We start from the raw sequence: 19150 nt of genomic DNA, 5'->3' as shown, positions 1-19150 counted from the left end.
ACCTTAGTGATGTTTTGGATTAAAAAGGTATATTTGTGAAACGAATAAATTCTTACGCTTGGGCTGTTATTTTAGGCGGAGTGATTGGTACTGCCGTGCCACTTTCTTTTGCGAATAATCTCAATCAGATTCAGCAAAAAATTCAGCAGCAAACTTCAAAAATTAATGAGCAGAAACAAAAACGTAATGAGCTGCAATCCACACTCAAAACGCAAGAAGTTGAAATGGGGAAGGTATTAGATAAACTACAAAAAACACAGATGTCATTGAGCGAAGTACGTCAAACTATAAAAAATACTGAGGCAGAAATTGTTCGCTTAGAAAAATTAGAAAAAGATCAAAAAGAGAAATTAAAAGAGCAATTAGATTCAGCTTATCGCTCAGGGGTTAACCCGTCTATTTTAGAACGGTTAATGTCAGAAGATGCAAAAAATGCAGAAAGAATGAGCGCTTATTATGAGCATATGAATAATATTCGTATTGATGCCATTGCGGATATTCGAAAAACTCAAGCTGATTTAAAAGCCAGACGTGATGAATTGAAAGGGCAACAGAAAGAGCATCAATCTCAACTTAATGAGCAAAAAAAGCAAGAAAGAGATTTAAAGAAAGTGCAAAGCCAGCGCGAAAATACCTTGCGATCTCTTAATAAAACGCTGGAAAAAGATGAAAGTCGTTTAGAAAATTTACGTAATAATGAAATTGCGTTAAGACAGCAATTAGAAAAAGCCCAAAAAGAAGCTCAACAAGTAGAAAAACGTGAGCAACAAGCAGCAAAATCCTCTAAAAATTCAGATAAAGTGAATAATAAGCCGATTAAAGTGGGTAGATACGCAATGCCTGTTTCAGGTAATATAATCACTAAATTTGGTAATAACTGGCACGGTGTAGTAATTGGGGCAGCGGCAGGCACGTCTGTAAAAGCAATTGCAAGTGGTCGTGTGATTATGGCACAATGGCTTGCGGGCTATGGCAATATGGTGGCAATCGATCACGGTAACGGCGATATTTCACTTTATGGTTATAATCAATCCATTTCAGTCAGTAAAGGTAGTCGGGTAACAGGCGGTCAAATTATTGCAAGGGTTGGTAATACAGGCGGGCAAAGCCGTCCGGCTCTCTATTTTGGCGTTACTCGTAAAGGCAAGCCTGTTAATCCGTTGAATTTGGTGAAGTAAATGGGAAATCAGATTTACAAGCGGTTAAATTTTACGATTTTTTTGCAAATTTTTGTGCTTTTTCTACCGCTTGCTCAAGCCGCTAAAATTGCTATTGTGATTGATGATGTGGGCTATCGTGTAAAAGAAGATCGGGAAATTTTATCGTTGCCTAAAGAAGTGAGCGTGGCGATTATTCCTGATGCCCCTTATGCGACAGAAAGGGCGAAGGAGGCTTATGCTCAAAAGCGTGATATTTTAATTCACTTGCCAATGCAGCCAAAATCTAAACAACTGATTGAGAAAAATAGCCTTAAAATTGGCGATAGTGAAGAAAAAATTCGGAAACTTATTGAGCATTCTCGTAGTCAAGTACCTTATGCGATTGGTTTAAATAATCATATGGGTAGCGGTGCAACCTCTGATCTAGCCACAATGCAACCTTTAATGAAGGTATTGAAAGAACATTCCTTGTTCTTCCTAGATAGCAAAACCATTGGTAGCAGTGTAGCAGCTAAGACTGCCCGCCAATTTGGGGTAAATGCCTTAGAAAGAGATATTTTTTTAGACGACAGCGATCTACTTTCTGATGTACAAAAACAATTTTCGCACGCTATTCAGTATGCTCGCAAAAATGGCGTAGCCGTTGTAATCGGACACCCTCGCAAGAATACGATTAGCGTACTGAAACAACATTTAGCTCAACTACCCAAAGATATTGAATTAATCGGGGTTGGAGAATTATGGCGAAATGAAAAAGTTGTGCCGGAAAAACCGTTCATTATGATATTTGAACAAGAACCTGCATTAACTTCTGTGCCACCTTATGAAAGTGTGCCGCTACTACGCGGTATTCCAAAATAAATAAAAGGTTATCAATGAATACAAAACTGCATTTTTTAACATTCTGCTGTTTAATGGCTTTTGCCTCAAAGGCTCAGGCTAATCAACCACAGGCTAATGAGCAAGATCAGAAAAATCAACAAGATAGAATTACCGATGTTGATCAAGAAAGAATCGGCGAATTAGAAGATAAACTCACAGATGATTCTGATGAGGAAAAAGTTGAAGCCTTAGTTGATTTAGAAGTCAAAGGTATTCACGACAAAGAAGCAAAGAAAAATGTCAATTTGTATTTAGCTCAAATTGCCAATGAATATGCAGACGGTTCAGAACGCTACCAATATTTGGTGCAAACAACGGTGGATAAAGCCCTGCGTGCATTGGGTTATTACAACAGCCAATATCAATTTGTGCAACTGCCTAGAAGCGATAAGAAGCCTTTATTGGTGCTAAATGTAAAACTGGACAAAGAAACCGTCAAAATTGATGAAACCGATATTGTGCTACAAGGTGAGGCAAAAAATGATGAAGATTTCACGGCTCTTATCAAAAAAGCCCCAAAGCAAGGCACTCGTTTAAATCATAAAACCTATGAAAACTTTAAAGGCGATATTGAAAGCAATGCATTCAGCAAAGGTTATTTTGACGGGCATTGGCTTTATCACCGTTTAGAAATTTACCCAACCGATCATAAAGCTGATTGGCGTTTAGGTTATGACAGTGGTATTCGCTATCGCTATGGACAAATTAATTTTGTAGATAGCCAAATTAAAGAGGAATATTTACGCAATATTCTGAAAATTAATTCGGGCGATCATTACTTTGCCAATGATCTTTCAAACTTAACCCAAGATTATTTATCCAGTAACTGGTTTTCATCGGTAATGGTTGAGCCACATCTCAATGAACAAGATAAGACGGTAGATTTAAATGTGCTATTCCAACCGAAAAAGAAAAATGAGGTTGAAATTGGTATCGGTTATGAAACGGAAGTGGGACCTCGCCTACAATTTAACTGGAAAAAACCGTGGCGAAATAAAAGAGGGCATAGTATCGATACTCGAACTTATATTTCCGCCCCTGAGCAGAGATTTGAATTTGGTTACAATATTCCGCTAAAAGAAGATCCGCTTCATTACTACTATCAGATATCGGGTACGGTTGAAAATGAAGATCAGAAGGATACGAAATCAACAGCAGCAAGTTTCGCTCTACAACGTTTTTGGACTCGAACAACAGGTTGGTCATTCTCTACTGGTTTAAGAACCCGTTATGATTCCTTTACGCAAGCGAATGATAAATTTAAAACGTTATTAGTTTACCCAACTGCCTCCTTAAACCGTACTCGTACTGATGGCAAGCCTTATCCATTATGGGGAGATAGCCAAAGACTTACCGTAAATTGGGGAAACAAAATATTTGGCTCAGATGTGAATTTTTATAGCTATAAAGCTTCTACGTCGTTTGTGAGAACTTATGCAGATAATCATCGATTCTACTTAAGGGCAGAATTAGGCTACTTGAAAGCAAATCAATTTGAACGTATTCCACCTTCATTACGTTTTTTTGCAGGGGGCGATATGAGTGTGCGTGGTTTTGGTTATAAAGATATTTCGCCAAGAGATCCATCAAATGGAAAACGTGTAGGCGGTTCACATTTAGCTACAGGCTCGTTTGAATATCAATATCAAGCCTATCCAAACTGGTGGGGAGCAGTGTTTTATGATGTGGGCTTAGCGGCGAATAAATTTGAGACAAAACAGTTACATCACGGAACAGGTTTAGGTGTTCGCTGGGCTTCGCCGATTGGGGCAATTAAAGTTGATGTGGGCGTGCCTGTAAAATCGCCTAATGGTAAAAATGGTTTCCAAATTTACGTTGGATTAGGTTCAGATCTTTAATACAAGCGGTTGTATTTTACTAAAATTTTACCAATGATAACTTTAGATAAGTATTTAAAATGATGAATGAACAACAAGAAATAATAGATAGCCAAGACACGGCAGCAGAACAAGAAGTGCCAAAGAAAAAATCAAGATCAAAATGGCGATTCTTGAAATGGGGTATTTGCATTTTTTTAATGCTACTCTTGGCTGTTATTCTATTTTTATGTACAGGTTTTGGGCAGCGTAAAACGGTTCAATGGGTCGATCAATTAATTGAACCTTTACAAATCGGCAACGTGGAAGGCAGCATTCAAGAGGGATTACAGCTTTCTAATACGCAGTTTGTAACTGATGGCGTAAATGTGCAAGTCGGCAAGGTAGATTTACACATTGATTTTAACTGCTTGATTAAGTACGAAGTTTGCCTAAACAATTTTAACGTGAAGGATACCAAGGTTGTTATTGATACAACAAAACTTCCACCTTCCCAAGAAGAAAAAGAAGATAACACCCCTTTTACTGAGTTAAATTTACCGCTCGGCATTTCAGCAGAAAATATCACATTAGAGAATATTGATGTCAGGGTTGATGATATGGATATTCATCTCAATCACTTCAATACTTCCCTTTCTGGCAAAGGGCGTGAGGTTATTGTGAAGCCTACCACGCTAGAGGGGTTAAATCTGCTCTTAGCTTTAAAAGTCGAGGAAGAGCTAGAAACGCAAGCGGTCAATTCTGACTCAGAAAAAGCAACAGTAACGAGAAACCCTGCTAATGCACAAGAGGCAGTGGAAAAAACGGGCGAAAAAGTGGTAGAAGGCTTCCACCAATTACAAGGCAAAACAATCGCAGAAGCGGAGCAACAGCCGTATAATAAAGTGGATTGGGCAGAAATTAAAGCTCAGTTAGAACAGCCGATCTTAAATAAAAATATCCAACTCTCTTTGCCGTTAGATTTAACCATTGAGCAGATTGATATTACTGATGTTTCGGTTGCTCAAAAAGCACAAGATGAAAACGGTAACTTAGTTGAGCCGATTTCACTTATCAACGTACATTCTTTACAGCTTCAAGCACAGGCGAAAGATGAGCTGGTAACCCTGCAACGTTTGGATTTCAAAAGCGATCAGGGCGATCTCACTGCCACAGGTACACTTTCTCTTAAAGATAATTATCCATTAAATTGGCAGTTAGAAGGCGTTGAGGCAAAAGACGCCAAAATGAAACTGCCGTTTAGTCATATCAATGCCACGCTTTCAGGCGAATTGTATGATAAGACTGTGCTGAATTTAAAAACAGACGGAGCAATTAACGCTGCTTTAGAGGGGGATATTGAGCTTGCAACCCCAAAAATGCCTTTTGATCTGGTGCTTAAGAGTGAAGCAATGAAGTATCCTTTCGCCCCACAAAAAGGCGATGATGTGTTGCAGTTAGAGAATATCGATATTCACCTCAATGGCAATTTGCTTGCCTATAATTTGGCTGCCAAAGTGAGTGTCAAAGGAATGGGCATCCCGCCAAGTTCTGCTGATTTAAAAGGCAATGGCGAATTAACGCATTTTAATATTCACGATTTACTGCTAAATACTTTAGACGGTAATGCTCAACTGACAGGCTTAATTGATTGGACGGAAGGAGTTGAGTGGGATTCCAACCTTAAGCTGAACAATATCAATACTAAGGCATTAGTGCCTGATTGGGCGGCGGTATTATCAGGCTCTCTTGCTACTCAAGGTTATGCAGGGCGTGGTAATACAGGTTCAGATTGGAAAGCAGATGTGTCAAATATTGATATTAAAGGCTCATTGCATCAAAAAAATCTGCAATTAACAGGGAATTTAAACGCTAGCAATCAGCAACTTTTAGATGTGCCGGGTTTATCGCTGATTTATGGCGAAAACAAAATTGATCTGAAAGGGCTTTTAGGCGAAAAATCAGACTTTTATGCTGATATCAAAGCCCCGAATTTACAAGGCTTGGTGCCGAATTTAAACGCGAGTATGAATGGTAATGTAAAATTATCAGGCAAACTTGCCGAGCCAAATGTGGATTTGGATTTAGTGGCTTCAAATGTTAGCTATGATCAGTTTAAATTACAGCATTTAACTGCAAAGGGAAAAATTACCACCGAACAAACTATTCAAGGCGATGTGGAATTAGGGCTACGTCAATTTGCCTATAATGATATTAAGGTGGAAAGTGCTACTTTATTGGCAAAAGGAAATGAAGCAAATCACACTCTGAAATTAACCTCAAAAGGTAATCCTGCAGGATCAGATTTGCAAATTTCCGGAAAATTTGACCGCTTGCAACAGATTTGGGAAGGGCAGCTAAGCAACGTGGCTATTCAATCCACCGAGTTTGGCAAGTTCCAAACCGATAAAACCGTTAATGTGAAATATGACAACAAGGCGATTAATGCCAATGTGTCGGCTCACTGTTGGCATAACCCGAAAATTCATCTCTGTTTCCCAACTGCATTTAATGCAGGACAAGAGGGGAAAGTGCCTTTCGATATTCGCAATTTTAATTTAGTGGTGTTGCAAGATTATCTTGATAATACCAGTCAAATTTCAGGTATTGTGAATGCCAAAGGCGAAGCAGCGTGGTTTAAAAATAAACAGCCACAGGTTAATTTGGATCTCACGTCCAATTCTATTAAATTTGTACAGAAAATGGAAGGTGGAAAAACCTTCCCGCTTACGGTTTCGCCGTTAAAAATCAATTTGAAAATGTCGGATAACAATTTAGCCCTTAAATCAAATTTAAGAGTTGAAAATAACGGCACACTGACAACCGATATTGTGATGCGGGATTTAAATAATGCGAGAACATTATCGGGCAATATTAATATTGACCAATTAACGTTAAAACTGATTAGTCCACTACTTGAGCGAGGTGATTTTGTTGATGGCAGAATTAATGCTCGCCTCACGGTAAGTGGTAATGCAACCTCGCCGTTGCTACAGGGTAACTTGAATTTAACAGGCTTAAAAGCACGCTCTGTAACAATGCCGTTTGATGTAACAGGCGGTAATTTAGCGATGAACTTTCACGGTGCAACCTCCACTTTAACAGGTAGGCTGCAAACAAAAGAAAGTGAGTTACGCTTAGAAGGAGATGCAGACTGGCGAAATATTAATGCGTGGCGAACCAGAGTTCATGCCCAAGCTAACCGTTTTAGGGTGGATGTTCCTAATTTAGCAAGAGTAGAAATTAGCCCTGATATTCAAGTTGTGGCAACCCCAACGCTTTTAACTTTAAGCGGTAATATTGATGTGCCGTGGGCAAGAATTGAAGTGGAAGAATTGCCGGCACAGGCGGTTAGCGTAAGTAGCGATGAAGTGATTATGGACGGCTCGGCAAGAAACAAAGTGCCGTTTAATCAACGCACTATTCCAAACGAAACTGCGGGCGGAATGGCGATTAATGCGGATATTAAAATTAACATCGGCAACGATGTTAAGCTCAAAGCATACGGCTTGAATAGTAATCTAAACGGCTTGCTCTCGGTGCGTCAAGGCAAACAGGGGCTAGGGCTTTACGGACAAGTTCGCTTAGACGAAGGACGTTTTGCCGCTTATGGGCAAGACTTGTTGATCCGCAAAGGAAATATCAGCTTCGCAGGTTCGCCATCACAGCCGTACTTAGATATTGAAGCGGTGAGAAACCCTGATGCAATGGAAGATCCAACCATTACCGCAGGGGTACGGGTAACAGGCTTGGCGGATTCGCCAAATGTAAAAGTATTCTCCGATCCTGCAATGTCGCAAAATGAAGCTCTCTCTTACATCTTAACAGGGCGGTCGCTCGAAAGCAGTGGCGATGCAGACTCAAGCAATGCGGTTGCGGCGGCTTTATTAAGTATGAGTTTGTCAAAAAGCAGCAAATTGGTAGGCGATGTAGGCAGTGTCTTTGGCTTAAAAGATCTTAGCGTCAGTACCGCAGGCATTGGCGACAACACCAAAGTAGAAGTGAGTGCCAGCCTCTCGCCTCGCTTCCGTGTGAAATACGGCGTGGGTGTTTTTGCTCCACTTACCGAGCTGACATTGCGATACAACTTAACCCCAAGACTCTATTTACAATGGGTTTCCAACGTAAACCAAGCGGTTGATTTAATGTACCGCTTCCAGTTTGATAAACTGTTTTAATTCAAAAGGTTGTTAATCAGAGCATTAACAACCTTTTTGCTTTATAGTAGAATGGCAGCTTTATTTACAAGCGGTTAAAAAAGCAGAAAAATTTACAAAAGTTATGGAAAAACAACGCCAACGTGAATTGCAGAAATGGCTTAGAAGTCAGCAAAAAGTCATTAAAAAACAGGTGTATTTAAACGTGCTGTTAGGGATTTTCAGCGGTTTATGTATGATTGGGCAGATGTGGCTGATTGCCATAATGTTGCAAAAAATGATTATTGAAAAGCAATCGCCGAATCATTTTGTGTTAGAAATTATTACGCTATTTGGCTGTTTTGTGGCAAGAGCGTTGTTTATTTTTCTACGTGAACGAGTGGGCTTTCAGGCAGGACAAACATTGCGTTTACATCTTCGTAAGCAAATTTTAGCGAAAATGGAAACGGTCGGCCCGATGAGCCTTCAACAAAAACCGGCAGGGAGCTGGGCAACATTAATGTTGGAGCAAGTGGAAAACCTGCACAATTTCTACGCTCGTTATTTGCCACAGCAATTTCTCTCATTAATTATACCGCTTGTTATTCTCTGTTTTGTCTTTCCGATTAACTGGTTGGCAGGCGTGATTCTGTTTGCGACTATTCCATTATTACCTTTATTTATGATTTTAGCCGGTTGGAAAGCGGTTGAGGCAAATCAGCGTAATATCGGTATTCTTTCCCGTATCAGCGGGCAATTCCTAGATAAATTGAAAGGCTTGGAAACAATCCGTTTATTCGGGCAAGCTGAAAAACAGACCGAGCAGATTTACCAAAGTACAGAAGATTTCCGCACCAGTACGATGGATATTCTCAAAATGGCGTTTTTATCGTCCGCCGTGTTAGAGTTTTTTACTTCTGTATCTATTGCTGTGATGGCAGTCTATTTTGGCTTTCTTTTTCTAGGTGAGTTAGATTTTGGTTATTATGGAACGGGATTTACGTTGTTTATCGGCTTTTTCTGCTTAATGTTAGCCCCTGAATTTTATCAGCCAATGCGTGAATTAGGTGTGTTTTATCACGATAAAGCAGCGGCGATTAGTGCAGCAGATGATATTGAACGTATTCTGAAAGAAGAAGTAAAAATACAATCAAATGATTTGCAAAAATCTATAGAAAATCGACCGCTTGTGATTGAAGCAAAAGCCTGTGTGATTCTTTCTCAACAAAGGAAAGCTCTTACACAACCATTGAATTTTATACTAAATGCACATCAACATATTGCGTTAGTTGGGCAAAGTGGGGCAGGTAAAAGCTCGTTAATGAATATGTTACTCGGCTTCTTGCCTTATGAAGGATCGGTCAAAATTAACGGCACAGAATTGCGTGAACTAAATTTAAGCGAATGGAGAGCGAAATTAGCTTGGGTAGGGCAGAACCCACAGTTAATGCGTGGAACCTTAAAAGAGAATATTTTAATGGGTAATGCAGAGGCAACTGAAGATGAAATTGCTAGAGCCTTACGTTTATCAAAAGCGGACGAATTTGTCTCTCGTTTAGGCTTAGAACATCAAGTTCAAGATAGTAATATCGGTATTTCAGGTGGGCAAGCACAGCGTATTGCGATTGCTAGAGCCTTGTTACGCCCTTATGAGTTATTGCTACTTGATGAGCCAACGGCAAGTTTAGATATCGACTCCGAACAGCAAGTGTTAGAGGCGTTACACCATCTAAGCCGAGAGCAAACCACCTTGATGATTACTCACCGTGTGGAAGATTTAACTCAATGCGATGAAATTTGGGTAATGAAACAGGGGCAGATTATCCAACAAGGTAGCTTTAGCGAATTGGAACATACAGGCTTTTTTGCCGAGTTATTGCGTAATGAATTAGTTCATCAGGGAGAAATCTAATGAAAGCATTATTCCCATTTTTTTCTCTCTATCAAACCCATTTTGGGCGTTTATTATTAGGCATTGTGCTTGCTATTTTAGGGCTTTCAGCCAGTATTGGCTTGTTAAGCCTTTCTGGTTGGTTTTTAGCGGCCTCCTTTTTGGCAGGGAATGCGATGATCTTCAACTTTTTCTATCCATCATCAGGGGTAAGAGGGTTAGCCGCTTCTAGAACTGCAGTCCGCTATTTTGAAAAGCTGGTAACGCACGATGCGACTTTCCGTGTCTTGGCAAACTTACGAGTGACCGTTTTCAAAAAACTTATTCCACTTAGCCCAAGTGGTTTAAGCCATTTTAGAAATAGTGAATTGTTAAACCGTTTGGTGGCGGATGTTGATATCCTTGATACAATTTACCTGAATCTCATCTCACCTTTTATAAGTGCAGTAATGGTGATCTTATTTATGGCAATTGGGTTGTCATTTGTGTCAGTACCATTAATGCTTATTATTTGTGGAAGTCTATTGGCATTATTAGTGATTATTCCTATTGTGTTTTATCGATTAGGGTTAAATCTTGGGAAAAAGGCGGTAGAAAATAGAGCAAATTACCGCAGCCAATTTATTGAATGGGTTCAGCTAAATGCGGAGTTTTTGCTTTTCGGGCAACTCAATCAAGCCTCTGAAAAACTACAGCATGTCGAACGCCAATGGCTGAATGCACAAAGTAAAGAAAGCCAACTGGCAGGAGTATCAAATAGTATCGTGATGCTCTCAAACGGTGTTTTAACCTGTGTAATCCTTTATTTAGTTTCTACTGCGATAAATGTACCGAGTGCAAAATATCCAGAGGCTTTAATTGCATTAGTGGTGTTTTGTGTGATGGCATCGGCTGAAATTCTTGCACCTATCGGTATGGCGTTTTTACATTTAGGGCAAGTGATTACAGCGGCAGAACGCATTAATGAAATTACTGAACAAAAACCAAGCGTAGAATTTAATGGCTCGGCAGAATGGCAAAATTTGAGCCAAAATCAACCTCTTGTACGTTTTGAAAAGGCTAATTTTGCTTATTTGAATGGCGAACAACAGGTATTAAACAACCTCTCTTTTGAAGTGTTAAAAGGGCAGAAAGTGGCTATTTTAGGGAAAACAGGCAGCGGTAAATCAACCATTTTCCAATTATTAAACCGTAATTATGACCCAACAAGCGGTCAAATTTGGCTAAATAATTACAAAATTGATGATTTCTCCGAACAAACCTTACGCTCAAAATTAGTTACTTTAAGCCAACGTGTCCATATTTTTAGCCAAACGCTGCGCGATAATTTATTAATGGGCAACGCAGAAGCTACAGATGAGCAAATGATTGATGTGGTGCAAAAAGTCGGCTTAGGCTACTTGCTGGAAACCGAAGGATTAAACCTTTGGCTAGGCGAAGGCGGTAGACCCCTTTCAGGCGGTGAACAACGCCGCTTAGGGCTAGCTCGTTTGCTACTAAGTTCAGCCGAATTAGTGCTACTAGACGAACCAACCGAAGGGCTAGATCGTGAAACCGAACAGCAGATCTTAAACCTTATCCTTACTCACTGTGCAGACAGAACTTTATTGATGATCACCCACAGACAAAGCGGATTAGATAGATTTGATGTGGTTTATCGAATGGATAATGGAAGACTGGTGGGGTAGCTTATTTTTGTGATGTGGATCGAAAAGTTGGATTTATGCAGTTGTTTATAACTTAATAAAACAGGAGACTATCAATAAATTGTTGTAATTGCTATTAATAGAGTTATAGTAACTCTATTAAACTTAGGCGAGGCATTTATGGATAGTCGAAGTTTAGTAAAATTAATCGTTGCAGATGGTTGGTTTTTAGTTGGAATTAAAGGTAGCCATCATCAATATAAACATCCAACTAAAAAGGGAAGAGTAACAAGCCCTCATCCGAAAAAAGATTTACCGACTGCAACAGTTAAATCAATATTAAAACAAGCTGCTATTAAGGAGTAAATGATGTTATATCCTATTGCAATCGAGATGGGGAATGAAAAACAAGCCTACGGAGTTATTGTTCCTGATGTGGAGGGCTGCTTTTCAGCAGGAGATACCTTAGAAGAGGCTTTTAATAATGCTAAAGAGGCTATATCATTTCATATCGAAACATTAATTGAAGATGGTGAAGCTATTCCACAACCTACAGCACTTGAAAATCATAAAAATAATCCAGAATACAAAGATTTTATTTTCGCTTTAGTAGATGTAGATTTAACGCATTTAATGGGGAAAACAGAGAAAATTAATGTAACTTTACCCTCATTATTAATTCGCCGTATTGATGAGTTTGTTGCTCAAAACCCTGCATATAAAACCCGAAGTGGCTTTTTAGCTCAAGTGGCAAGTGAACGTATTTTAACAAATTACTAATATTTAAATTAAAGGCATTTATCTTTTTCTCTGGATAAATGCCTTTTAGCATTCAAAACAAGGCTAAAAAATGCTATATTCTCCACCAATTTTGAAATAGAGACTGATTTTAGAAAAATGGCAGATTATCACGATATTACCATTGCTTATGCAGGCGTATGCCAAGCAGCGAATTTAGTACAGCAATTTGCACATAAAGGTACGGCAGATAGAGATGTGTTTAGGCAATCTATCCGTAGCTTATTAGTGACTCAGCCTGAATCCACGCTAAGTGTGTTTGGCGATGACCTTTCTCATCTAAAAATTGGATTGGAAACGGCGTTATCTCAAACAGGTGGTGGCAATGGTAAGTTAGATACTGAAGTGGGGCGTTATTGGATAAGCCTGATTGCTCTTAGCCAAAAACTAGATAAAAATCCTGAAGCAAAACAACAACTTGCGCAGCGTTTACAGCAAATTGAACGTCAATTACCACTTTATGAAGATGATGTTTTAGCTGATCAGATGATTGCGAATTTAGCCGCAATTTACAGCGATATTATTAGCCCGTTAGGCACGAAAATTCACGTGATGGGAATGCAAGATTACTTGGTCCGCCCTGATATTCAGCACAAAATTAGAGCTTCACTGCTTGCGGGCATTCGTGCGGCAATTTTATGGCAACAAGTAGGTGGTAGCCGCTGGCAGTTTTTATTCTCACGCAAGAAAATTTTCAACCAAGCTCAACAGCTTTATCGTCAAATTTAACCGAACATTTATTATTTTGGAGAACATTACACAATGGAACTTACTGCTTTAACTGCGTTATCCCCCATCGATGGTCGCTATCAAGACAAGGTATCTAGTCTTCGCCCAATTTTCAGTGAATTTGGATTATTAAAATTCCGTGTGGAAGTTGAGGTTCGTTGGTTACAAAAATTGGCATTTCACGCACAAATCAAGGAAGTTCCAGTATTTTCTGAAAAAGCAAACGATTACTTAGATCAAATTGTCGCTAATTTCTCGTTAGAAGATGCAAATCGTATTAAAACCATTGAACGCACGACCAACCACGATGTAAAAGCAGTAGAGTATTTTTTAAAAGAAAAATGTGAGGCATTGCCTGAATTACAAGCAGTGAATGAATTTATTCATTTTGCTTGTACTTCTGAAGACATCAACAATACTTCACACGCCTTAATGTTGAAAACTGCTCGTGCAGAGGTATTATTACCTGAGTGGAAAAAAGTGATTGATGTGGTGGTAGAGCTAGCACAACGTTATCAATATATTCCATTGCTTTCACGCACGCATGGTCAGCCAGCTAGCCCGACAACAATGGGTAAAGAGATGGCAAATGTGGCGTATCGTTTACAACGTCAATATAAACAGTTAGAAAATTTAGAGATTTTGGCGAAAATCAACGGTGCGGTGGGTAATTATAATGCTCATTTATCGGCTTACCCTGATATTGATTGGCATACATTCAGCCAAGAATTTGTAGAGTCTTTAGGCGTAACTTGGAATCCGTACACAACACAAATTGAACCGCACGATTATATTGCGGAGTTCTTTGATTGTGTGGGTCGTTTTAACACTATTTTGATCGACTTTGATCGTGATATGTGGGGATACATTGCGTTAAATCATTTCAAACAACGCACTATTGCAGGCGAAATTGGCTCAAGCACGATGCCGCATAAAGTGAACCCGATTGACTTTGAAAACTCAGAGGGTAACTTAGGTTTAGCGAATGCAGTAATGGCACACTTAGGGCAAAAATTACCAATCTCTCGCTGGCAACGTGACTTAACCGACTCAACCGTATTGCGTAATTTAGGCGTAGGTTTAGGTTATGCGTTAATTGCTTATGCTTCAACCTTAAAAGGCATTAGCAAATTAGAAGTGAACGAGCAACACTTGCGTGATGAACTCAACCAAAACTGGGAAGTGTTAGCCGAACCAATTCAAACGGTAATGCGTCGTTATGGCATTGAAAAACCGTACGAAAAACTTAAGGAACTAACTCGTGGTAAACGTGTTGATGAAACGGCAATGCGTGAGTTTATTGATAAGTTAGACATTCCAGAAAACGAAAAAAATCGTTTAAAAGAGATGACACCGGCAACCTATATCGGCTATGCTGTTGAACTTGTTGAGAAATTGTAAAATTTAACTGAAAAAAGACCGCTTGCAAGCGGTCTTTTTCTGCAGCTTTTTTGCAAAAGGGGAAATATGAAACAGGCAAATAGACATAAAAGGATTATTGAACTCGTTAATCAGCTAGGTTATGTCAGTACAGAAGAGCTTGTGGCTCAAATGAATGTTAGCCCACAAACAATCCGCCGTGATTTAAATGAGATGGCAGAAAATAACCTAATCCGCCGTCATCACGGTGGGGCTGCTGCACCTTCTAATAATGAAAACAGTGATTATACGCACCGCAAGCAATTTTTTTCTCAAGAGAAGAATGCGATTGCTCAACAAGTAGCAAAACTTATTCCAAACGGAGCATCGGTATTTTTAGATATTGGTACAACATCAGAAGCGGTAGCATTAGCACTACTTTCACATAAAAATTTAAAAGTTGTAACCAATAATCTGAATGCGGCGCATATTTTAATGAAAAATCCGGAATGCCAAATTACCGTTGCGGGAGGAAATTTACGAAGCGATGGCGGATTAATTGGGGAAGAAACCGTGCGTTTTATCAACCAATTCCGCTTAGATTTCGGCATTTTAGGCATTAGTGCGGTGGATTTAGACGGCTCAATGTTGGATTATGATTACCACGAAGTCCAAGTAAAAAGAGCCTTGATGGAGTGTTCCAGACAGGTTTTATTAGTTACCGATCATTCAAAATTCAGCCGTAATGCGATTGTACGTTTAGGAAATGTTAAGGAAGTAAATTATTTGTTTACAGATACTGATTTACCGCTAGAATTACAACATCTTTTAAGTCAATCAGATGTAACAGTCAAAATTTGTAATGAATAAAAGCAATTTCTTCTCTAAGCAAAAATGGATTGCTTATGCCCAATTAATGCGGTTTGATAAGCCCATCGGCACATTGCTATTACTGCACCCAACGTTGTGGGCGTTATTTGTGGCGGCTGATGGAATGCCGCCATTCTCTATTTTGTTGATTTTCACGCTTGGCGTAATTGTAATGCGTGCGGCAGGTTGTGTAATTAATGATTATGCCGATAGAGAGATTGACGGACACGTTAAACGCACCTCTCAACGTCCGCTGGCAACAGGCAGAGTAACTACCACAGAGGCAAAAATTATTTTTGCGGTATTGTTATTATTCGCCTTCTTGCTGGATTTAATGCTCAACCGATATGCCTTTTTACTTTCGTTTGTGGCGGTGTTTTTGGCGGTGATTTATCCGTTTATGAAACGTTTTACTCATTTGCCGCAAGTGGTGCTAGGTATGGCGTTTGGTTGGTCAATTCCGATGGTATTTGGGGCGGTAAATGAAACTTTGCCACTTGAATGCTGGTTGCTTTTCTTTGCCAATCTGGCGTGGACGGTGGCTTATGACACTCAATATGCAATGGTAGATCGTGATGATGATTTGCGGATTGGGGTAAAATCTACTGCGATTTTGTTTGCCCAATATGATAATAAAATCATCGCACTATTACAGTTTATTACCCTGATATTATTGAGCTTAGTCGGCATCGTACAAGAGTATAATATCGGCTATTTCATCGTATTAGCATTAAGTGCAACGCTGTTTATCTATCAATGCTGGCTCACTAAAAAACGAGAACGCAGCGAATGCTTTAAAGCCTTTTTAAACAACCACTATTTTGGCTTAGGTGTATTTATTGCGATTTTAGTTGGGATTTATTTCTAGTTATGTAAGGGCGAAATATTTTTCGCCCTTATTTTTTATCTGGCAGTTTTATCTATACAAGCGGTTAAATTTAGGCGGCAATTTGCAAATTTTAACCAAAATTTAACCGCTTGTTTTGCGATACATTCGGGCATTTTTCTGCTATAATCGACACAATTTTTTGATTTTAAATTAGTAGGAATAACAATGTCTGAACAAACTCAACCAACCAGTTATGATTCTTCAAGTATTAAGGTGTTACGAGGCTTAGATGCAGTGCGTAAACGTCCGGGAATGTATATCGGCGATACTGATGACGGCACGGGCTTACACCATATGGTATTTGAAGTGTTAGATAATGCGATTGATGAGGCATTAGCAGGACATTGTAAAGATATTATCGTTACAATTCATTCCGATAATTCGGTTTCGGTACAAGATGATGGACGTGGTATTCCTGTTGGCATTCACCCGGAAGAGGGGGTTTCTGCGGCAGAAGTGATTATGACCGTTCTGCACGCAGGCGGTAAATTTGATGATAACTCCTATAAGGTTTCCGGCGGTTTGCACGGTGTGGGCGTGTCGGTAGTAAACGCACTTTCTTCAAAATTACAACTGACTATTCGCCGTGAAGGACACGTTCATGAGCAGTTCTATAGCTTGGGTGAGCCTGACGCACCATTAACTATTATTGGTAATACGGACAAAACAGGAACATCAGTTCGTTTCTGGCCAAGTTTAGATATTTTCAAAAACAAAACTGAATTTGAGTACAAAATTTTATCTAAGCGTTTGCGTGAATTATCCTTCTTAAACTCAGGGGTTTCGATCAAGCTAATTGATGAGCGTGATGGCAAAGAAGAGCATTTCAAATACGAAGGCGGTATTAAAGCCTACGTTGAATATTTAAACGAAGGCAAAACCCATATTCACAATACGCCATTCTATTTAACGACTGAAAAAGACGGTATCGGCGTAGAGATTTCTCTGCAATGGAATGATAGCTATAACGAAAGCGTTTACTGCTTTACCAATAACATTCCACAACGTGATGGCGGTACGCACTTAGCAGGTTTCCGTGGGGCTTTAACCCGTGCGTTGAAAAACTATATGGATAACAGCGGAGTGCTGAAAAAAGCCGATGCGAATATTGATGCCTCAGGCGATGACGCTCGTGAAGGTTTAGTGGCGGTTATTTCAGTAAAAGTGCCAGATCCAAAATTCTCTTCACAAACCAAAGATAAGCTTGTTTCTTCAGAAGTGCGTGGTGCGGTTGAAAGCTCAATGAATGAAGCATTATCAGATTACTTAGCCGAAAACCCAGACGATGCAAAAAACATTGTCACTAAAATTATTGATGCTGCTCGTGCAAGAGAAGCGGCTCGTAAAGCCCGTGAAATGACACGCCGTAAAGGTGCGTTAGATTTAGGTGGTTTGCCGGGTAAACTGGCGGATTGTCAGGAGAAAGATCCTGCGTTATCTGAACTCTACTTAGTGGAGGGGGACTCTGCGGGGGGGTCGGCAAAACAAGGGCGTGATCGTAAAAATCAAGCAATTTTGCCGTTAAAAGGTAAAATCTTAAACGTAGAAAAAGCTCGTTTCGACAAAATGCTTTCTTCACAAGAAGTGGCAACGCTGATTACTGCGTTAGGCACAGGTATTGGGCGTGATGATTACAACATCGAGAAATTGCGTTATCACAAAATCATTATTATGACCGATGCGGACGTGGACGGTGCACACATTCGTACGCTTTTATTAACCTTCTTCTATCGCCAAATGCCAGAGTTGATCGAAAACGGTTATATCTATATCGCTCAACCGCCACTTTACAAAGTGAAAAAAGGCAAACAAGAGCGTTATATTCAAGATAACGATGAAATGACACAATATGAAATTGATATTGCCCTTGAAGGTGCTGGTTTATATGTGAGCGAAGATGCTCCAGCATTAAGTGGTGTAGCCTTAGAGAACCTAATTTCTCAATACAATAACGTGCAAAAAATGATTGAGCGTTTAAGCCGCCGTTACCCAACTTTGTTGTTGAATGAATTAATTTACTCAAAACCACTTTCAGCAGAATTTGCAAAAAATGAAGCAAATATGAACGCTTGGAGTGAAAACTTTGCGGCTAAATTAATGGAAAAAGAAGTGGGTGGTAGTTTCTATCGTATTAATACTGTATTCAATGAAGAACGCCAAATCTACGAGCCGGAAATTATTGTTACAACGCACGGTATGGATACAACTTACCGCCTAGATTATAACTTTATCAGCGGTGCAGAATATGCTCGTATTGTGGCATTAGGCAACGAGCTGAACGATTTACTTTCTGACTCAGCTTATGTAGTGCGTGGAGAACGCCGTCAAGAAATCAGCCGTTTCTCTGAAGCCTTAGATTGGTTAGTGAAAGAATCTCGCAAAGGTTTAACTATTCAACGCTATAAAGGGTTAGGTGAGATGAACCCAGAGCAATTATGGGAAACTACAATGGATCCTGTTGCTCGTAAAATGTTACAAGTAAACATTAGCGATGCGATTGAAGCAGACAAACTCTTTAGCACGCTGATGGGCGATGAAGTTGAACCAAGACGTGATTTCATCGAAACCAATGCGTTATATGCACAGATTGATGTCTAGTTAAAATAAAAGTCCGCACTATGCGGACTTTTTTGTATGCTAAAACTGAGGGGAAAATTTAGTCATCAAGCAGAAATGGATCGTCCCATATCTCTTCCAAAAAGGCTAAAAATTCCTCTCTTTCATCGCCTTTAAAGCCCGATGCTTCAAAGCCAGACGAACTAGAGAATCGAACTCTGACGTTTACATCTGAAAATTTTTCAGCAATCCGATCAGGTAATCGCTCAATCAGTTTCTCCATCGTCTTTTGTTGCTCTGCAAGCCTTTTGCTATCACGTTCTTTGACAAAACGTATATCAAGTGTTTTCATAATATCCCTCGCTATATTTACTGTATTTAAATACAGTATAATAAACGAGAATTTTTATGTCAATA

The 19150-nt window shown here is 39.5% G+C and carries 14 protein-coding genes; 13 read left to right on the top strand and 1 reads right to left on the bottom strand.

Annotated elements, in window-relative coordinates; genetic code table 11:
- The first annotated feature begins 68 nt into the window (after positions 1-68).
- From ACERCF_RS07615 to gyrB, 13 genes are all read left to right on the top strand, one after another.
- Positions 69-1178, top strand: coding sequence for a peptidoglycan DD-metalloendopeptidase family protein (locus tag ACERCF_RS07615; RefSeq protein ID WP_373625202.1), 1110 nt, complete (start codon positions 69-71; stop codon positions 1176-1178).
- Entirely contained in the window at positions 1179-2021 is an 843-nt protein-coding gene (locus ACERCF_RS07610) for a divergent polysaccharide deacetylase family protein (protein WP_373612002.1), read from the top strand.
- Positions 2022-2035: 14 nt separating this feature from the next.
- Complete coding sequence (gene tamA, locus ACERCF_RS07605) at positions 2036-3901, top strand: autotransporter assembly complex protein TamA (RefSeq protein WP_373625196.1); 1866 nt, start codon at positions 2036-2038, stop codon at positions 3899-3901.
- A gap of 59 nt (positions 3902-3960) precedes the next feature.
- On the top strand, positions 3961-8037 hold the full coding sequence (tamB, locus tag ACERCF_RS07600) for an autotransporter assembly complex protein TamB (RefSeq protein WP_373625195.1): 4077 nt from the start codon (positions 3961-3963) through the stop codon (positions 8035-8037).
- 103 nt (positions 8038-8140) lie between these two features.
- Positions 8141-9907: a heme ABC transporter permease/ATP-binding protein CydD gene (cydD, locus tag ACERCF_RS07595; protein WP_373625194.1), complete on the top strand. Its 1767-nt coding sequence runs from the start codon at positions 8141-8143 to the stop codon at positions 9905-9907.
- On the top strand, positions 9907-11574 hold the full coding sequence (cydC, locus tag ACERCF_RS07590; protein ID WP_373625193.1) for a heme ABC transporter ATP-binding protein/permease CydC: 1668 nt from the start codon (positions 9907-9909) through the stop codon (positions 11572-11574). Before cydD ends, cydC begins: the two co-directional genes overlap by 1 nt.
- 138 nt (positions 11575-11712) lie before the next feature.
- Complete coding sequence (locus ACERCF_RS07585) at positions 11713-11898, top strand: type II toxin-antitoxin system HicA family toxin (protein ID WP_373625192.1); 186 nt, start codon at positions 11713-11715, stop codon at positions 11896-11898.
- 3 nt (positions 11899-11901) lie between these two features.
- Positions 11902-12312: a type II toxin-antitoxin system HicB family antitoxin gene (locus tag ACERCF_RS07580; protein WP_373625191.1), complete on the top strand. Its 411-nt coding sequence runs from the start codon at positions 11902-11904 to the stop codon at positions 12310-12312.
- Between the two features lie 117 nt (positions 12313-12429).
- Positions 12430-13059, top strand: a complete 630-nt coding sequence (gene hflD / locus ACERCF_RS07575) for a high frequency lysogenization protein HflD (protein WP_373625190.1) — start codon at positions 12430-12432, stop codon at positions 13057-13059.
- Between the two features lie 33 nt (positions 13060-13092).
- Positions 13093-14460: an adenylosuccinate lyase gene (gene purB, locus ACERCF_RS07570; RefSeq protein ID WP_373625189.1), complete on the top strand. Its 1368-nt coding sequence runs from the start codon at positions 13093-13095 to the stop codon at positions 14458-14460.
- A 66-nt stretch (positions 14461-14526) separates the two neighbouring features.
- Complete coding sequence (locus tag ACERCF_RS07565) at positions 14527-15288, top strand: DeoR/GlpR family transcriptional regulator (RefSeq protein WP_373612009.1); 762 nt, start codon at positions 14527-14529, stop codon at positions 15286-15288.
- A complete protein-coding gene (ubiA, locus tag ACERCF_RS07560) occupies positions 15281-16156 on the top strand; it encodes a 4-hydroxybenzoate octaprenyltransferase (RefSeq protein WP_373625188.1) in 876 nt (291 codons plus the stop codon). The genes ACERCF_RS07565 and ubiA overlap by 8 nt, the downstream gene beginning before the upstream one ends.
- 186 nt (positions 16157-16342) lie before the next feature.
- Positions 16343-18775: a DNA topoisomerase (ATP-hydrolyzing) subunit B gene (gene gyrB, locus ACERCF_RS07555; protein ID WP_373625187.1), complete on the top strand. Its 2433-nt coding sequence runs from the start codon at positions 16343-16345 to the stop codon at positions 18773-18775.
- 58 nt (positions 18776-18833) lie between these two features.
- Here the strand turns inward: gyrB and ACERCF_RS07550 are convergent, their stop codons facing one another.
- Positions 18834-19085: a DinI-like family protein gene (locus ACERCF_RS07550; protein ID WP_373612013.1), complete on the bottom strand. Its 252-nt coding sequence runs from the start codon at positions 19083-19085 to the stop codon at positions 18834-18836.
- Between the last annotated feature and the right edge of the window lie 65 nt (positions 19086-19150).

The organism is Mannheimia kashgarensis (assembly GCF_041807705.1).
Lineage (GTDB): Bacteria > Pseudomonadota > Gammaproteobacteria > Enterobacterales > Pasteurellaceae > Mannheimia.
Note: the sequence above shows the minus strand (reverse complement) of the source record. Positions and strands in the feature narration are given on the sequence as shown.

Excerpts from the sequence above, each read along its gene's own strand:
- ACERCF_RS07585 (WP_373625192.1), top strand. The coding sequence starts at position 11,713 with ATGGATAGTCGAAGTTTAGTAAAATTAATCGTTGCAGATGGTTGGTTT.
- ACERCF_RS07565 (WP_373612009.1), top strand. The coding sequence starts at position 14,527 with ATGAAACAGGCAAATAGACATAAAAGGATTATTGAACTCGTTAATCAG.
- cydC (WP_373625193.1), top strand. The coding sequence starts at position 9,907 with ATGAAAGCATTATTCCCATTTTTTTCTCTCTATCAAACCCATTTTGGG.
- ACERCF_RS07610 (WP_373612002.1), top strand. The coding sequence starts at position 1,179 with ATGGGAAATCAGATTTACAAGCGGTTAAATTTTACGATTTTTTTGCAA.
- ubiA (WP_373625188.1), top strand. The coding sequence starts at position 15,281 with ATGAATAAAAGCAATTTCTTCTCTAAGCAAAAATGGATTGCTTATGCC.
- cydD (WP_373625194.1), top strand. The coding sequence starts at position 8,141 with ATGGAAAAACAACGCCAACGTGAATTGCAGAAATGGCTTAGAAGTCAG.
- ACERCF_RS07550 (WP_373612013.1), bottom strand. The coding sequence starts at position 19,085 with ATGAAAACACTTGATATACGTTTTGTCAAAGAACGTGATAGCAAAAGG.
- tamA (WP_373625196.1), top strand. The coding sequence starts at position 2,036 with ATGAATACAAAACTGCATTTTTTAACATTCTGCTGTTTAATGGCTTTT.
- hflD (WP_373625190.1), top strand. The coding sequence starts at position 12,430 with ATGGCAGATTATCACGATATTACCATTGCTTATGCAGGCGTATGCCAA.
- ACERCF_RS07580 (WP_373625191.1), top strand. The coding sequence starts at position 11,902 with ATGTTATATCCTATTGCAATCGAGATGGGGAATGAAAAACAAGCCTAC.
- tamB (WP_373625195.1), top strand. The coding sequence starts at position 3,961 with ATGATGAATGAACAACAAGAAATAATAGATAGCCAAGACACGGCAGCA.
- gyrB (WP_373625187.1), top strand. The coding sequence starts at position 16,343 with ATGTCTGAACAAACTCAACCAACCAGTTATGATTCTTCAAGTATTAAG.
- purB (WP_373625189.1), top strand. The coding sequence starts at position 13,093 with ATGGAACTTACTGCTTTAACTGCGTTATCCCCCATCGATGGTCGCTAT.